Genomic DNA, 15,008 nt, shown 5'->3' with positions numbered 1-15,008 from the left:
ACGGCGTCGGGGCCCGAAGACGTACCGCCCCGGCGCGCCGCCGTACCGTCGGCGGGCACCGGGGCGGCGGTCGCTCACCCGGAGGGCCGCACTACATGTTGATCATGTGCCCGGCCAGGCCGTGGATCGCCTCCTTGACGGCCTCGCCCAGCGTCGGGTGGGCGTGCACGTTGCGGCCGACCTCGTGCACCGTCAGGTCCCACTGCTGGGCCAGCGTCAGTTCGGGCAGCAGCTCGGTGACCTCGGGGCCGATCAGGTGGGCGCCGAGCAGTTCGCCGTGGGTGTCGTCGGCGATGACCTTGACGAAGCCGACCGGCTGGCCGAGGCCGTGCGCCTTGCCGTTGGCGGTGAACGGGAACTTCTGCACCTTGACGGCGTAGCCCTGCTCGCGGGCCTGCGCCTCGGTGTAGCCGAAGCTGGCGACCTGCGGCTGGCAGTAGGTGGCGCGCGGGACCATCACGAAGTCGATCTCCATGGTCTCGGCCCCGGCGATGGTCTCGGCGGCGATCACCGCCATCGCCTCGGCGGCGTGCGCGAGCATCAGCTTCGCGGTGACGTCGCCGATCGCGAAGATGTGCTCGACGCTGGTGCGGCCCCGGCCGTCGACGGCGATCGCGCCGCGCTCGGTGAGCTGCACGCCGGTGGCCTCCAGGCCGTAGCCCTGGACGCGCGGCACGAAGCCGATCGCCTGGAGCACCTTGTCGGCCTCCAGCACCTCCTGCTTGCCGTCCCGGGTGACGGTGACCTTCACCGGGCCCGCCGGGTCGGAGTCGTCGATCGCGTCGACCCGGGTGGAGGTGAGCACCTTGATGCCCAACTTGCGGTACTGCTTGGCGAGTTCGGCGGAGACGTCGGCGTCCTCCAGCGGCACCATCCGGTCCAGGAACTCGACGACGGTGACCTGCACGCCGTAGTTGTGCAGCACGTACGCGAACTCGACGCCGATCGCGCCGGCGCCCGCGATGACGATCGACTCCGGCAGCCGCTCGGTGAGGATCTGCTCCTCGTAGGTGACGACCCGCTCGCTGAGCGAGGTGCCGGGCAGCAGCCGGGTGGTGGCGCCGGTCGCGATGACGCAGTGGTCGAAGGTGACCATCTCGAAGCCGCCGGCGGTGAGCTTGACCTGGAGGGTGTGGTCGTCGACGAAGGTGCCCCAGCCGTCGTACTCGGTGATGCCGTTCTTCTTCATCAGGTAGTGGACGCCCTTGACCCGGCCGTCGGCGACCTGCCGGGAGCGGCTGAACGCCTTGCCGTAATCGAAGGAGACCTTGCCGTCGACCTGGAGGCCGTACAGCTCGGCCTCGTGCAGCACGGTGTGCGCGAGCTCGGCGTTGCGCAGCAGGGCCTTCGAGGGGATGCAGCCGACGTTGAGGCAGACGCCGCCCCAGTACTTGGCCTCGATCACGGCGGTGCGCAGGCCGAGCTGGGCGGAGCGGACGGCGGCGGTGTAGCCGCCGGGGCCGGCGCCCAGGACGACCACGTCGTAGTGCGTGCTCATCGGATTCCTTTCGTGGATACCCCCGGCCTCAACCGGGGGAGGAGACGAGACTCCTGCGGAGCGGGACAGGGGCTGAGATTCGCCGTCAAGGCGGACCGCGGTCCTCCGACCCGCAGATCCGACCTTTAACCTGGAGTCACGCTAGTTTGTGAGCATGACCACCGGCCCTGTGAAGCGGGCGTTCAAGTACCGCTTCCACCCGACGGACGAGCAGGCGGCCGAGCTGTCGCGCACGTTCGGGTGTGTGCGCAAGGTCTACAACCTGGCGTTGCAGGCCCGCACCGAGGCGTGGTTGCTGCGTCAGGAGCGGGTGAACTACAACGCCACGTCGGCGATGCTGACGGCGTGGAAGAAGACCGGGGAGCTGGCCTACCTGGCCGAAGTGTCCTCGGTGCCGTTGCAGCAGACGCTGCGGCACCTGCAGGGGGCGTTCGGAAACTTCTGGGCGAAGCGGGCGAAGTATCCGACCTTCAAGTCCCGCAAGAGGTCCCGGAAGTCCGCCGAGTACACCACCAGCGGGTTCCGCTACCGGGACGGCGGGTTGACCCTGGCCAAGATGGACCGGCCGCTGGCGATCGTGTGGTCCCGGCCGCTCCCGAAGGGCGCGGCACCGTCCACGGTGACCGTCAGCCAGGACGGTGCGGGGCGCTGGTTCGTCTCGCTGCTGTGCGAGGACCGGCCGACCGTACCCGCCCCGGTCAACGCCGCCGTGGGCATCGATGCCGGGATCACCAGCCTGGTGACGCTCTCCACCGGGGAGAGGATCACCAACCCGAGGCACGAGCGCGCCGACCGCGAGCGCCTGGCCAGGGCCCAGCGAGAGCTGGCCCGCAAGGAGAAGGGCTCCGCGAACCGGGAGAAGGCCAGGCTCAGGGCTGCCCGCGTGCACGCCCGGATCACTGACCGGCGGCGTGACTTCCTGCACAAGCTCACCACTCGACTCGTCCGTGAGAACCAAACGGTCGTGATCGAGGACCTGAACGTCCGCGACATGCTCAAGAACCGCAAGCTGTCGCGGGCGATCTCGGGTGCGTCGTGGACCGAGCTGCGGTCGATGCTGGAGTACAAGGCCGACTGGTACGGGCGCGAGGTGATCACCGTCGACCGGTGGTTCCCCAGCTCCAAGCTCTGCTCGGTCTGCGGCACCCTCCGGGCGGGAATGCCGCTGAACGTCCGCGAGTGGACGTGCGACTGCGGTGCGTCCCACGACCGGGACGTGAACGCGGCACGCAACATCCTGGCCGCCGGGCTGGCGGCAGCAGCCTGTGGAGACGGTGTAAGACCTCAACGGAGCACTCCGGGCGGGCAGTCGTCGGTGAAGCAGGAAGAAGTCCCAGCACCCCGCCCACGCAGGGTGTCTCAGCCGCGAGGCTGAGGGGAACCCCCCTCCTTCGGGAAGGGGAGGATGTCAAGTTCCTCGATCCTTCAGGAAGCGACGGACCGCCTCACGGCCCGTGCCTCCCAGTACACCAGGCCGGGGGGCCGGGGACGGCTCCGGCTCCGGGACGGGCAGGTCGGGCAGCGCGCCCCGGTGCAGCCAGGCGTCGAGCAGCGGGCCGAGCGGGCGGTCGGTGTAGCGGGCGGCGTGCGCGGCGAAGTCGGCGGTGGTGGCCACGGCGTGCCGGTAGGCGGTGGCCCAGTCGCGCAGCAGCCGGAAGAAGGCGGGGTCGCCGAGGGCGCAGCGCAGCGCGTGCACGGTCAGGCCGCCGCGCTCGTAGACCCGGTCGTCGAACATGTGCCGCTTGCCGGGGTCGCCGATCGCCAGGTCCTGCGGCAGGCCGCGCAGCTGGAGGTGGGCGTCGGCGGCCTTGCGCTGGGCGGTGGGGCCGCCGGTGCGCTCGGACCAGAGCCACTCGGCGTACTTGGCCAGGCCCTCGTTGAGCCAGATGTGCCGCCAGTCGGCGACGGTGACGCTGTTGCCGAACCACTGGTGGGCGAGCTCGTGGGCGACCAGCCGCTCACAGCCGCGCCGCCCGTCGAGGTGGTTGCGGCCGAAGGTGGCCATGCCCTGCGCCTCGACCGGCACGTCGAGGTCCTCGTCGACCACGGCGACGGTGTACCCGTCGAACGGGTACGGGCCGAACAGCTCCTCGAACAGGCGCATCATCTGCGGCTGCCGGGCGAAGTCGTGCTCGAACCGGGCCGCCAGCGGCTGCGGCACCCAGCCGCTCTGCGGGACGGTGCCGGGGGCCCGCTCGGTCAGCGGGACCTGCCGCAGCGGGGCGATCGCCAGCCCGACCAGGTAGGGGGCGGTGGGCGCGGGCTGCTCGTAGACCCAGGTGGTGGCGGAGGAGCGGGTGGTGCGGCTGAGCAGGCGCCCGCCGGTGACCACGGCGTACGGGGTCGCGGTGGTCACCGTCAGCTGGTAGGCGGCCTTGTCGGCGGGGCGGTCGTTGCAGGGGAACCAGGACGGGGCGCCGACCGGCTGGGAGGCGACCAGCGCGCCGTCGGTGATCTCCTCGAAGCCGATCCCGCCCCAGGGGCTGCGCACCGGGCGCGGGTTGCCGGACCAGTGCACCTCGCAGGTGAACACCGCCCCGGCGGCGGGGGCCTTGGCGGGCCTGATCCGGAGCTTGCCGTCCCGGTGCGCGTAGTGCGCGGCCTTCCCGTCGACCAGCACCCGGCCGATCCGGAAGTCGGCCAGGTCGAGGGTGAACTCGCGCAGCGGCTCGGGCCCGGCGATGGCGGCGATCCGGGCGGAGGCGGCCAGCCGGTTGGGGCCGGGCCGGTAGTCGAGGGCGAGTTCGTAGCGGTGGGCGCGGTAGCGCGGGTCCCCGTGCCGGGGGAAGTACGGGTCGGCGGCGGGGGCCGGCTTGGAGCTCAACGCGGGGGGTCCTCCTGGCGCGGGGGCGGTCACGGCTTTACTGCCAGGCTTCGATCGGGTTGCCGAGCCAGCGGGTGTCGGCGGGCACCGTCTCGGCGCGCATCACCAGCGAGGCCGGGCCGAGGGTGGCGCGCTCGCCGACGGTGCTGCCGGGCAGCACGATCCCGCCCGGGCCCAGGGTGGCGCCCGCGCGGAGCTCCACAGTATCCAGCCGCATGATCCGGTCGTGGAAGAGGTGGGTCTGCAGCACGCAGCCGCGGTTGACGCTGACGCCGTCGCCGAGGGTGACCAGGTCGGCCTCGGGCAGCCAGTAGCTCTCGCACCACACGCCGCGGCCGATCCTCGCGCCGAGCGCGCGCAGCCAGAGGTTCATCAGCGGGGTGCCGGCGGTGCGGCCGACCAGCCAGGGCACCGCGAGCACCTCGGTGAAGGTGTCGGCCAGCTCGTTGCGCCAGACGAAGCCGGACCACAGCGGGTGCTCGACCGCCCGGAACCGGCCGACCAGCAGCCACTTGGCGGCGGCGGAGACCAGGCAGGCGGCCAGGCCGGCGGCCAGCAGCACCAGGCCGGACAGCAGCGGCGCGTCCAGGGCGCAGAGCGCGGCGGCGGTGAGCACGGCCAGCGCGGCGGAGGCGAGCACCGGGACGATACGGGCCAGTTCGGTCAGGCCGCGGGCCCAGCGCAGCCGGGCGGGCGGCTCGTAGGTGAGGGCGAGGTCGGCGGTGTCGGCGGCCCGGGGCAGCTTGACCGGCGGCATGCCCAGGTAGGAGCTGCCGCGCTTGGCCTTCTTGGGCGTCGCGGACAGCACCCCGACCAGGCTACGGTCGGGGACGGCCCGGCCGGGCGCGGTCATCCCGGAGTTGCCGAGGAAGGCCCGCTCGCCGATCTCGGCCCGCCCGATCCGCAGCCAGCCGCCGCCCAGCTCGTACGGGGCGATCAGGGTGTCGTCGGCGAGGAAGGCGCCGTCGCCGACCTTGGTCAGGCTGGGCAGCGCCAGCACGGTGGAGACCTCCGCGCCCTTGCCGACCCGCATGCCCAGCAGCCGCAGCCAGACCGGGGTGATCAGCCCGGCGTACAGCGGGAACAGCGTCTCGCGAGCCAGGTCCATCAGCTGGCTGACCGTCCACGCCTGCCAGCCGACCCGGCCGTGCAGCGGGTGGTAGCCGGTGCGCAGGCCGAGCGAGAGCAGCCGGACGCCCGCCAGGACGAGCGCGGCGTAGGCCAGCCCGTAGGCGAGGGTGGCGGGGACGAGGGCGGTCAGGGCGCCCCGCAGTGCCTGGGCGAGGCCGTCGCCGGGGTGGACGAACCGCCCGGCGACGAGCAGCGCGGGCAGGGCGGCGAGCAGCGGCAGCAGGGAGAGCGCGAAGCCGGTGGCGCCGTAGGCGGCGGCCCAGCGGCGGGTGCGCGGGGGGCGCTGTTCGGGCCAGCCGCGCTGGGCCTTGCCGGTCTTGGCGGCGGGCGCGCCGGCCCAGCGCTGGCCGGTGGGGACGGCGCCGGTGACGCCGGAGCCGGGGGCGATCTCGGCCCGCTTGCCGATCTTGGCGCCGGGCAGCAGGGTCGAGCGGGTGCCGACCACGGCGCCCGCGCCGATCCGCAGCGCGCCGATCTCCAGCCGGTCGCCGTCCAGCCAGTGGCCGGACAGGTCGACCTCGTTCTCGACCGCGCAGCCCTTGCCCAGGCGCAGCAGGCCGGTGACCGGCGGCAGGGCGTGCAGGTCGACGTCGGGGGCGACCCGGCAGCCGAGCGCCCGGGCGTAGCGGATCAGCCAGGAGCCGGAGAGGCCGACCGCGCCGGAGGCTTCGGCGAGCCGTTCGGCGGCCCACAGCCGCAGGTGGACGGAGCCGCCGCGCGGGTAGCTGCCGGGGCCGACACCGCGCAGCAGCAGCCGGGCGCCGCCGGCGGCGATCGCCAGCCGGCCGGGCGCGGAGTACAGCAGCAGGGCGCCAGCGGCCAGCAGCCACCAGGGCGCGCGCGGGGCCCACGGGTAGTCGCCGAGCAGGTGCAGGACGGTGCCGAGCGCGCCGAGGGCGAGCGACCAGCGCAGGCCGGTGAGGGTGGTTAGCGGCAGCGTCAGCAGCAGTTGCAGCGCCTGGGCCCGGCGGGGCACGGGGGCGACGGTGCGGGCCGCTCCCCCGGACTGGGCGGACTTCTCCAGCAGCCGAGCGAGCTTGCGCAGGGTGGGCTGCTGGTAGACGTCGAGGACGGAGGCGGCCGGGTAGCGGGCGCGCAGCAGGGTGGTGAGCTGGGCGGCGGCCAGCGAGCCGCCGCCGATCGCGAAGAAGTCGTCGTCGGCGCCGCGCACCGGGGTGCCGAGGATCTGCGTCCACTGCTCGGCGAGCCACGCCTCGGTGCCGTAGAACTGCTCGGCGGGCCCGGCGGTCTCCAGCTCGGGCAGCGGCCAGGGCAGTGCGTCCCGGTCGACCTTGCCGGAGGTGCGGGTGGGCAGGTGGTCGACGGGGGCGAGCAGCGGGACGAGGGCGGCGGGCAGTTCGGCGCGCAGCCGGGCGACGGCGGTGTCCCGGTCGAAGCCGTCCTGGGTGACCAGGTAGCCGACCAGCAGCTGGTTGCCGCCGCGGGCGGTGCGCACGGCGGCGGCGGCGCCGGAGACGGCGGGCAGCGCCTGGAGGGCCGCGTCGACCTCGCCGAGCTCGATCCGCCGGCCGCCGAGCTTGATCTGCTCGTCGGCGCGGCCGAGGAAGACCAGGCCCTCGGGTTCGGCGCGCACCAGGTCGCCGGAGCGGTAGGCGCGCTCCCAGCCGAGGGACTCCAGCGGGGCGTACTTCTCGGCGTCCTTGGCCGGGTCGAGGTAGCGGGCCAGGCCGACGCCGCCGATCACCAGCTGGCCGCTGCCGCCCATCGGGACGGGCTCGCCGGCCTCGTCGACGACGGCGAGCTCCCAGCCGTCCAGCGGCAGGCCGATCCGGATCGGGGGGCGGCCGGTCAGCAGGGCGCCGCAGGCGACCACGGTGGCCTCGGTGGGGCCGTAGGTGTTCCACACCTCGCGGCCCTCGGTGACCAGGCGCTCGGCGAGTTCGGGCGGGCACGCCTCGCCGCCGAAGATCAGCAGCCGGACCTCGTTGAGCGCCTCGGCGGGCCAGAGCGCGGCCAGGGTCGGGACGGTGGAGATCACGGTGATCTCCTGCTCGGCCAGCCACGGCCCGAGGTCGGCGCCGGAGCGGACCTGGGCGCGCGGGACGGGCACCAGGCAGGCGCCGTGCCGCCAGGCCAGCCACATCTCCTCGCAGGAGGCGTCGAAGGCCACCGACAGGCCGGCCATCACCCGGTCGCCGGGGCCGATCGGCTCCTCCCGGAGGAACATCGCGGCCTCGGCGTCGACGAACGCGGCGGCGCTGCGGTGGGTGACGGCGACGCCCTTGGGCTTGCCGGTGGAGCCGGAGGTGAAGATGATCCAGGCGTCGTGCTCCGGCCCGGGCTCCCGGGCCTCGTGGCCGGACGGCTTGACCTTCTCCAGCCGGTGGTCGGCGCCGATCACCGCGTTCACGTCGGCCTCGCCGAAGACCAGCTCGGCCCGCTCGTCCGGGTCCTCGAAGTCCACCGGCACGTAGGCGGCGCCCGCGGCCAGCACCGCCAGGATCGCCACGTACAGCTGGTTGCCGCCGGAGGGCACCCGGACGCCGACCCGGTCGCCGAGGCCGACGCCCGCCCGGGCCAGGTGCCGGCGGACCCGCTCCACCTCGGTGAGCAGCGCCGCGTAGCTGAGCGTCTCGCGCCCGTCGTCCAGGGCCGGCTCCTGCGGGTGGGCGGCGGCGGTGGCGGCCAGCACGTCGACCAGGGTGCGCGGCGCGGGGGCGGCCTGGGCGCGGAACAGCGCGGTATCGGGAACGGTCATCACGGCCACACGGTCCTCGTCCTGGGTTCCCCGGCGGTCAACCGAAGGCGTCGAAAGCAAGACAACCTGGGCAAGTTTACCGGTCAGGCGGGGTGCGGGGCCGGAGGCGGCGGGCCGGCGGACCGGTGGACGGGGGGGCCGGGACGGTGGGCGGGGACCGGGCGCGGGCGGGCGGGTGGTCGGTCCGCGCCGCTGCGCGGCTGGTTGCGGGGGGGTGGGCGGGCGGCCGGGCCGACGGGGCGTCAACCGGCGGGCGCGCCGGAGTACTCCCGGTGTTCACCCAGTGTTCATGCTCCCGCCTTGTCCGCGTGGTCAGCGACTCCGGGTGGGCTCGCCGCGGCGCACCGCGCCGGGGGCCCGGCCGGTGGGGCGGTCGGCGCGGTGCGCCGAAGTGAGCTGCCAGGGCACCGAGATGACCATCACGCCGGGGGTGAACAGCAGTCGGCTCTTGAGCCACAGGGCGGTCTGGTTGTGCAGCAGGTTCTCCCACCAGCGGCCGACCACGTACTCGGGGACCAGCACGGCCACCGCGTCGCCGGGGTGAGCGGCCGTCAGTTCCCGCACGTGGGCGACGACCGGCTTGGTGATCTCCCGGAACGGCGAGTCGAGCACCCGCAGCGGCACCTCGACCCCGGCGCCGTCCCACTGGGCGCGCAGGTCGGCGGTGGCCTCCGGCTCGACGTCCACGGTGAGCGCCTCCAACGTGTCGGGGCGCATCGCCTGCGCGTAGCCGAGCGCCCGCAGGGTGGGCTTGTGCAGCTTGGCGACCAGCACCACGGCGTGCACCCGCCGGGGCCGGTCGGTGCCGGGCTCCTCGGCCGCGAGCTCGGCGGCGACGGCGTCGTAGTGGCGGCGGACGCCGCGCATGGCCAGCCAGAGCAGCAGGGCGGCGACCACGGCCAGCCAGGCGCCCTGGACGAACTTGGTGATCAGCACGATCACCAGGACCAGCGCGGTGGTGCCGGCGCCCAGCCCGTTGATCACCCGGGAGCGGCGCGCGGCGGCCCGGGCGGCGGGTTCGGCCTCGGTGGCCAGCGCCCGGTTCCAGTGCCGGACCATGCCGATCTGGGAGAGCGTGAAGGAGGTGAACACGCCCAGGATGTACAGGTGGATCAGGCTGGTGACGTCCGCCCGGTAGAACCAGAGCAGCGCCCCGGCCACCACGGCGAGCGCGATGATGCCGTTGGAGAACGCCAGCCGGTCGCCGCGGGTGTGCAGCTGCCGGGGCAGGTAGCGGTGCTGGGCGAGGATCGAGGAGAGCAGCGGGAAGCCGTTGAACGCGGTGTTCGCGGCCAGGATCAGCACCAGCGCGGTCACCGCCTGCACGGCGTAGAACAGCACGCTGTCCGAGCCGCCGAAGACGGTGGCGGCGAGCTGGGCGATCACGGTCTGCTGGGTGTACGTGCGGCAGTCCCCGGCCAGGCCGGTCAGTTGGCAGGCGTCCTCGACGTAGTGGACGTGCGAGGTCAGTGCGAGCAGCGTGACGCCGGCGAACATCACCACCGCGACGACGCCCATCACCGCCATGGTGGCCGCGGCGTTGCGGGACTTCGGGGCCCGGAAGGCGGGCACCCCGTTGGAGATCGCCTCGACGCCGGTCAGCGCGGTGCAGCCGGAGGCGAAGGCGCGCAGGCCCAGCATCAGCAGCCCCAGGCCCTGGAGCGCGTCCTTGCCGTGCTCGGCCGCGACGCCCAGGTGCGCGGTCGGCGCCTGCGGGCTGTCGCCGCACGCGAGCCGGACCAGGCCGGTGGCCACCATCAGCAGGATGGCGCCGATGAACAGGTACGTCGGCGCGGCGAACGCCCGGCCGGACTCGCGCACGCCGCGCAGGTTCACCGCGGTCAGCAGCGCGGTGAAGCCGAGCGCCAGCGCCACCCGGTGGTCGGCCAGCGAGCCGAACGCGGAGATGACGTTGTCCACGCCGGAGGCCACCGAGACGGCCACCGTCATCACGTAGTCGACCAGCAGCGAGGCGGCCACCACCAGCCCCGCGTTCGCCCCGAGGTTGCGCGAGACCACCTCGTACGAGCCGCCGCCGCTCGGGTAGGCGTGCACCACCTGCCGGTAGGAGAGCACCACCACGGCCATCAGGGCGACCACGCCCAGCGCGATCCACGGCGTCAGGTACAGGAACGCGGTGCCGCCGACGGTGAGCACCAGCAGGATCTCGCCGGTCGCGTAGGCCACCGAGGAGAGCGGGTCGGAGGCGAAGATCGGCAGCGCCAGCCGCTTGGGCAGCAGCGTCTCGCCGAGTTCCTCGCTGCGCATGGCGCGGCCGATCACGAGGCGCTTGAGCGCCTGGGGGAGGTTGAGCACAGCACGGGAGCGTATGTGGCCCGTCCACCCGGCAAGCCGCCCGTCCAGCGCGCCCATTTCCCGCATTTCCGCAGGCCAGTGGCGGTTTCGGTGATCGAATCGAAGGTCGGGGGTGGCGGGGGCCACCCGTTAAGGATTCGTCAATATCGAGCGGGGGCGAGGACGAAGCGGTCGGAAACGGTCGGAAAAGGTCAGCCGACCGGGGGCAGTCGGGCCTCGATCACGGCCGGCGCGGCCCGGAGCGCCGCCACGTCGGACGTGTCCGCGACCTGGCCGCGGGGCGCGGGCGGCGGGTGGCTACGGGCGGCGGGGGTCCTACGGGCGGCGGGTGGCCAGCAGCAGGCCGGAGGCGCAGTCCAGGGGCGCGGCGTGCAGGCGGGGGTCGTGCGTCAGCCGCTCGACCAGGGCGTCGACCGCCGCGGCGTGGTCGGCGGGCCAGGTGGGCTGCGGCAGCAGGTCGTCGACCAGGTACAGGCCGCCCGGGGCGAGCAGCTCCAGCGCCTGGTCGAGGTGGTGGAACTTGCCCGGCCAGGTGTCCGCGAACACCAGATCGAAGCCGCCGGGCGGCAGCGCGTCGATCAGCTCCGCCCCGTCCCCCACCACCAGCTCCAGCCGCGGGTCCGCCGCCAGGTGCTCGGCCGCGACCGCCGCGACCGCCGCGTCCAGCTCCACGCTCAGCAGCGTCGCGCCCGGGTCCATCCCGCTCAGCAGCCAGCTCGTGCCCACCCCCGCGCCCGTCCCCAGCTCCAGCAGCCGGCCCCCGGGGCGGGCCGCCGCCAGCGTCCGCAGCAGTCGTCCCGTCACCGGGTCGCAGGACATCTCGAACCCGAGCGCCGCGCACCCCCGTGCGATCGCGGCCAGCACGGCGGGGTGGGAGTCGGTCGTGAGCGCCATGGCGCGGCCTCCGGGGGTGACGGTCCGTCAGTGGTCGCGACACGCTAGCGGCGCCGGCGGGCCCGCGCCGCGAATTCCGCCCCGTGGACGCTCCGCGGACGCACCCTGGACGCGCCGTGGACGCGCCGTGGAGGCCGGAGGGGGCGGGGCAGGTGTTGTTCACCGGGTGGGCGATAAGCAATAAATGTGACGTATGTGACCTTCTTCCCTTCTGGGCGGTACGGGTGTTTGCAAGCCTGGTCCGCATCTGACCTGCCGAAGGAGACCCCCGTGACCGGCACCCCCGGCGCGCTGTCCGGCTGCTGCTCATGGCCGCGGCCTCGCTGTCCGTCCTGCTGCCGCTGCTGCGCGGCGCCACGACGGCGGGAGCGCTCGCCGAGTTCGGGGCGGGGCGCGGGACGGGGGTGGCCGCGCAGCTGGGGTCGGCGCTGGCGCTGCTGACGGCGCTGCTGGTGTCGGGGCGGGCGGTGGACGCCTGGGGGTGGCCGCGGGTGCTGCGGTGGGCGCTGGGGGTGATGGCGGCGGGCGGCGCGGTCGCGGTCACGGCCGGGCACTCCTGGACGTACCTGGCGGGGCGGGCCGTGGCGGACGCCGGGTCGGCCGGGGTGCTGATCGCCGCGCTGGCCTCCGTCCCGCTGCTGAACCTGCCCGGGCGGATCACCCGGGTGGTGGGCGGGGCGGTCGCGGGCGTCGCCGTGGTGCTGGTGCTCGGCGCGAACGTCGCGGTGCGGATCGACACGGCGGCCGGCTGGCGGCTCGGCGAGGCGGTGGTCCCGGCCGCCGCCGCGCTGCTGCTGCTCGTCGCGCTGCGCCTGCTGCCGCGCGACCGGCTGCCCCGCTCGACCGCCCGCTCGGCGCCCGTGGGCGGGCCCGGGGTGGCGGCGGCGGTGCTGCCGGCCGTCGCGGGCCTGGAGCTGGGGCCGCTGCGCGGCTGGTCGGACCCGGTGGTGGGCGGGCTGCTGGCCGCCGCGGCGGCGCTGCTCGCGGCCGGCCGGGTGCGGGCCGTCCGGCGCGCCCGGAGCCGCCCGGGCCCCGCGGTGCCAGGCGTCCCGGCCCGGGCCGCGGCCGGGGCGCTGGCCGCGGGCGCCACGCTGGGCTTCACCCAGCTCGGGCTGACCGCGGCCGTCCCCGTGCTGCTGCTCCAGCGCGGGGTGCCGCCGGCCCACGTGACGCTGTCGATGTCCGGCTACGGGCTCGGCATGCTGGCGGCCGGGCTGACCGCCCGGCACTGGCGGCTGACCCCGCTGACCAGCTCCTCGCTGGGCCTGCCGCTGGCCGCCGTCGGCCTGGCCTCGCTGCACTTCCTGCCCGACGGGGCCGGGCAGGCCGCGCTGGTCGCGGGCGCGGTGGCGGTGCTGGTCGGATTCGGCCTGGTGATCACCCAGATCCCCTACCTGGCCGGGTTCCTGGCCGCGCTGCCCCGCCAGCGGCGGGCCGCCGCCTCGGCGCTGTACCCGGTGGCGATCCTGCTCGGCGGCGTGCTGGCCCAGACCGTGCCGGGCAGCTCGGCGCTGCTGACCGGCACCCACGACCCGGACGCGCTGAGCACCGTGCTCTGGGTGGCCTGCGGCGCGGTCGCGCTGGTGGCGATGGTGCTGGGCCGCCCGGTGGTGTCGCTGACCGTCGCCGCGGCGGCCGGGCTCCAGCACCTGCTGCTGGTCGCGCTGGCCGGCGAACGGGTCGCCGACCGCCCCGGGGCGGCGGTGGCCGCGCTGGCGGTGGGCGCGGCGGCCGGGCTGGTGGCCTGGAGCCGCCGCCAGCAGTCGGAGCGGCTGGCCCGTGTCCGGGCCAGCGAGATCGCCCTGCAACAGGCGGTGCTGCACCCCATCCCCGCCCGGCTGGGCGAGCTGCGCCTGACCGGCCACTACCAGCCCGCGACGGCGGGCACCGGCGTCGGCGGCGACTTCTTCGAGGCGGTGCGCACCCCGCACGGCACCCGGCTGCTGATCGGCGACGTCCGGGGCAAGGGGTTGCAGGCCGTCCAGACCGTCACCGAGCTGCTGGGCTGCTTCCGCTCCCAGGCGCACGAGACCGCCGACCTGGGCGAGCTGGCCGCCCGGCTGGACCGCCAGCTCGCCCGGCTGGCGGCGGCCCGCGGCGACGAGGAGCTGTTCGCCACCGCGCTGCTGCTCCAGCACCGGGACGGCGTCGACCAGGTCGAGGTGGTCAACTGCGGGCACCTCGCCCCGCTCCGGGTCGGGCCGGACGGGGCCGGCGCCGTCCCCGTCCCGGCGCTACTGCCGCTCGGCCTGGGCGCGCTCGGGCACGGCCCGGCCCCCGCCCCGACCCCGCTGGCCCTGCCGGGCGGCTCGGCGCTGCTGCTGCACACGGACGGGCTGAGCGAGGCGCGCAACTCCTCCGGCGAGTTCTACCCCCTGGACGAGCGGCTGTCCGTGCTGGGCGCCGCCGACCCGGGCCACCTGATCGCCGGCCTCGTCTCGGACGTCCGGGACTGGACGCACCAGCTGTCGGACGACATCGCGCTGATCGCCCTCACCCGGGCGCGGGCCGGCTGACGCGCCCGCCCGACGGCTCCGCCGGGCGGACGGACCGCCGGGGCGGGGCGGTGCCGGCCGGGCGGGGGCGGCTCCCCCTGGTGCGGGGGCGACTCCCCCGTTGGGGACGGTCCGCCGGGCTCCGGTGGCGAAACCGGGGCGGCGCCGGGAGGGTGGCTGGCGGGGGACGCACCGGATGTCCCGAACCGGAAAGAGCGAGAGATGCCCGAAGTCACCACCCCGTACGCGACCGGCACCCCGTGCTGGATCGATCTGATGGCGAAGGACCAGCAGGCGGCGCTGGACTTCTACCGCGACCTGCTCGGCTGGCAGGGGCAGCCCGGCCCGGCCGAGTTCGGCGGGTACGCGGTCTGCGAACTGGACGGCAAGGCCGTGGCCGGGATCGGCCCGGCGATGGCACCGGAGGGCATGCCGGAGCCGCCGACCGTCTGGACCAGCTACCTGGCCAGCACCGACGCCCAGGCCACCCAGGACGCGATCGTCGCGGCGGGCGGCACGCTGCTCGTCCCGACCGTGGACGTCGGCGGCCTGGGCCGGATGCTGGTCGCGGCGGACCCGCAGGGCGCGGTGTTCGGCGTCTGGCAGCCCGGCGAGTTCCACGGCGCGCAGGTGGTCAACGAGGCCGGCGCGCTGATCTGGAACGAGCTGCACACCAACGACGTGGCGGGCGCCACCGCGTTCTACGGCGAGGCGTTCGGCATCGAGATCGAGCCGATGGGCGGCATGGACGCGTACTGGGAACTGCGGGTCGGCGGCCGGTCGGTCGGCGGGGTCACCCTGCTGGCCAACGACCCGCCCGGCACCCCGGCGCACTGGCTGACCTACTTCGCCGTCGACGACGTGGACTCCACCGTGGACGCGCTGGTCAGGCGGGGCGGGACGGTGCTCGCGCCGCCGTCCGACATGGCGGCCGGGCGGATGACGGTGGTCGCCGACCCGCAGGGGGCGCCGTTCGCGATGATCAAGCCGCAGCCGATGTCGTAGGGCGCACCGCGCCGTCGTGGGCCGCGCCGCCGCCCGTCCCGGTTCCGTCCGGGGCGGGCGGTGCGTCGTGCCGGGGCGGGCGGTGGGGGCAGTGGATGGGAACGGTGGGGCGGCGGGCGGGGGCGG

General features: G+C 75.1%; 8 protein-coding genes. 3 read left to right on the top strand and 5 right to left on the bottom strand.

What is annotated here, in order from left to right; all coding sequences use genetic code 11:
- Nucleotides 1–91 precede the first annotated feature (91 nt).
- On the bottom strand, nucleotides 92–1,498 hold the full coding sequence (gene lpdA / locus QMQ26_RS28505; protein ID WP_282203209.1) for a dihydrolipoyl dehydrogenase: 1,407 nt from the start codon (nucleotides 1,496–1,498) through the stop codon (nucleotides 92–94).
- Between the two features lie 154 nt (nucleotides 1,499–1,652).
- Here lpdA and QMQ26_RS28500 point away from each other — a divergent pair, with 154 nt between their 5' ends.
- On the top strand, nucleotides 1,653–2,873 hold the full coding sequence (locus tag QMQ26_RS28500; protein WP_282203208.1) for an RNA-guided endonuclease InsQ/TnpB family protein: 1,221 nt from the start codon (nucleotides 1,653–1,655) through the stop codon (nucleotides 2,871–2,873).
- A gap of 33 nt (nucleotides 2,874–2,906) precedes the next feature.
- Here QMQ26_RS28500 and QMQ26_RS28495 read toward each other — a convergent pair whose 3' ends face one another.
- The 4 genes from QMQ26_RS28495 to QMQ26_RS28480 all read right to left on the bottom strand — a co-directional run bounded on the left by QMQ26_RS28495 (nucleotide 2,907) and on the right by QMQ26_RS28480 (nucleotide 11,382).
- On the bottom strand, nucleotides 2,907–4,322 hold the full coding sequence (locus QMQ26_RS28495) for a M1 family metallopeptidase (RefSeq protein WP_282203207.1): 1,416 nt from the start codon (nucleotides 4,320–4,322) through the stop codon (nucleotides 2,907–2,909).
- A 37-nt stretch (nucleotides 4,323–4,359) separates the two neighbouring features.
- Nucleotides 4,360–8,172, bottom strand: a complete 3,813-nt coding sequence (locus tag QMQ26_RS28490; RefSeq protein WP_282203206.1) for a Pls/PosA family non-ribosomal peptide synthetase — start codon at nucleotides 8,170–8,172, stop codon at nucleotides 4,360–4,362.
- A gap of 312 nt (nucleotides 8,173–8,484) precedes the next feature.
- A complete protein-coding gene (locus tag QMQ26_RS28485) occupies nucleotides 8,485–10,440 on the bottom strand; it encodes an APC family permease (protein WP_282206635.1) in 1,956 nt (651 codons plus the stop codon).
- Nucleotides 10,441–10,803: 363 nt separating this feature from the next.
- Nucleotides 10,804–11,382, bottom strand: coding sequence for an O-methyltransferase (locus QMQ26_RS28480; protein WP_282203205.1), 579 nt, complete (start codon nucleotides 11,380–11,382; stop codon nucleotides 10,804–10,806).
- Between the two features lie 308 nt (nucleotides 11,383–11,690).
- Here QMQ26_RS28480 and QMQ26_RS28475 point away from each other — a divergent pair, with 308 nt between their 5' ends.
- Together QMQ26_RS28475 and QMQ26_RS28470 are read left to right on the top strand one after the other, a co-directional pair.
- Nucleotides 11,691–13,898, top strand: a complete 2,208-nt coding sequence (locus tag QMQ26_RS28475; protein ID WP_282203204.1) for a PP2C family protein-serine/threonine phosphatase — start codon at nucleotides 11,691–11,693, stop codon at nucleotides 13,896–13,898.
- A gap of 201 nt (nucleotides 13,899–14,099) precedes the next feature.
- Nucleotides 14,100–14,882 carry a VOC family protein gene (locus tag QMQ26_RS28470; protein ID WP_282203203.1) on the top strand — a complete coding sequence of 261 codons (783 nt, stop codon included), beginning with the start codon at nucleotides 14,100–14,102 and terminating at the stop codon, nucleotides 14,880–14,882.
- Nucleotides 14,883–15,008: the final 126 nt, after the last annotated feature.

It is taken from the genome of Kitasatospora fiedleri (assembly GCF_948472415.1).
In the GTDB taxonomy this organism is placed as follows: Bacteria; Actinomycetota; Actinomycetes; order Streptomycetales; family Streptomycetaceae; genus Kitasatospora; species Kitasatospora fiedleri.
The sequence above is the reverse complement of the archived record's forward strand: the minus strand, read 5'-3'. Positions and strand labels throughout refer to the sequence as shown.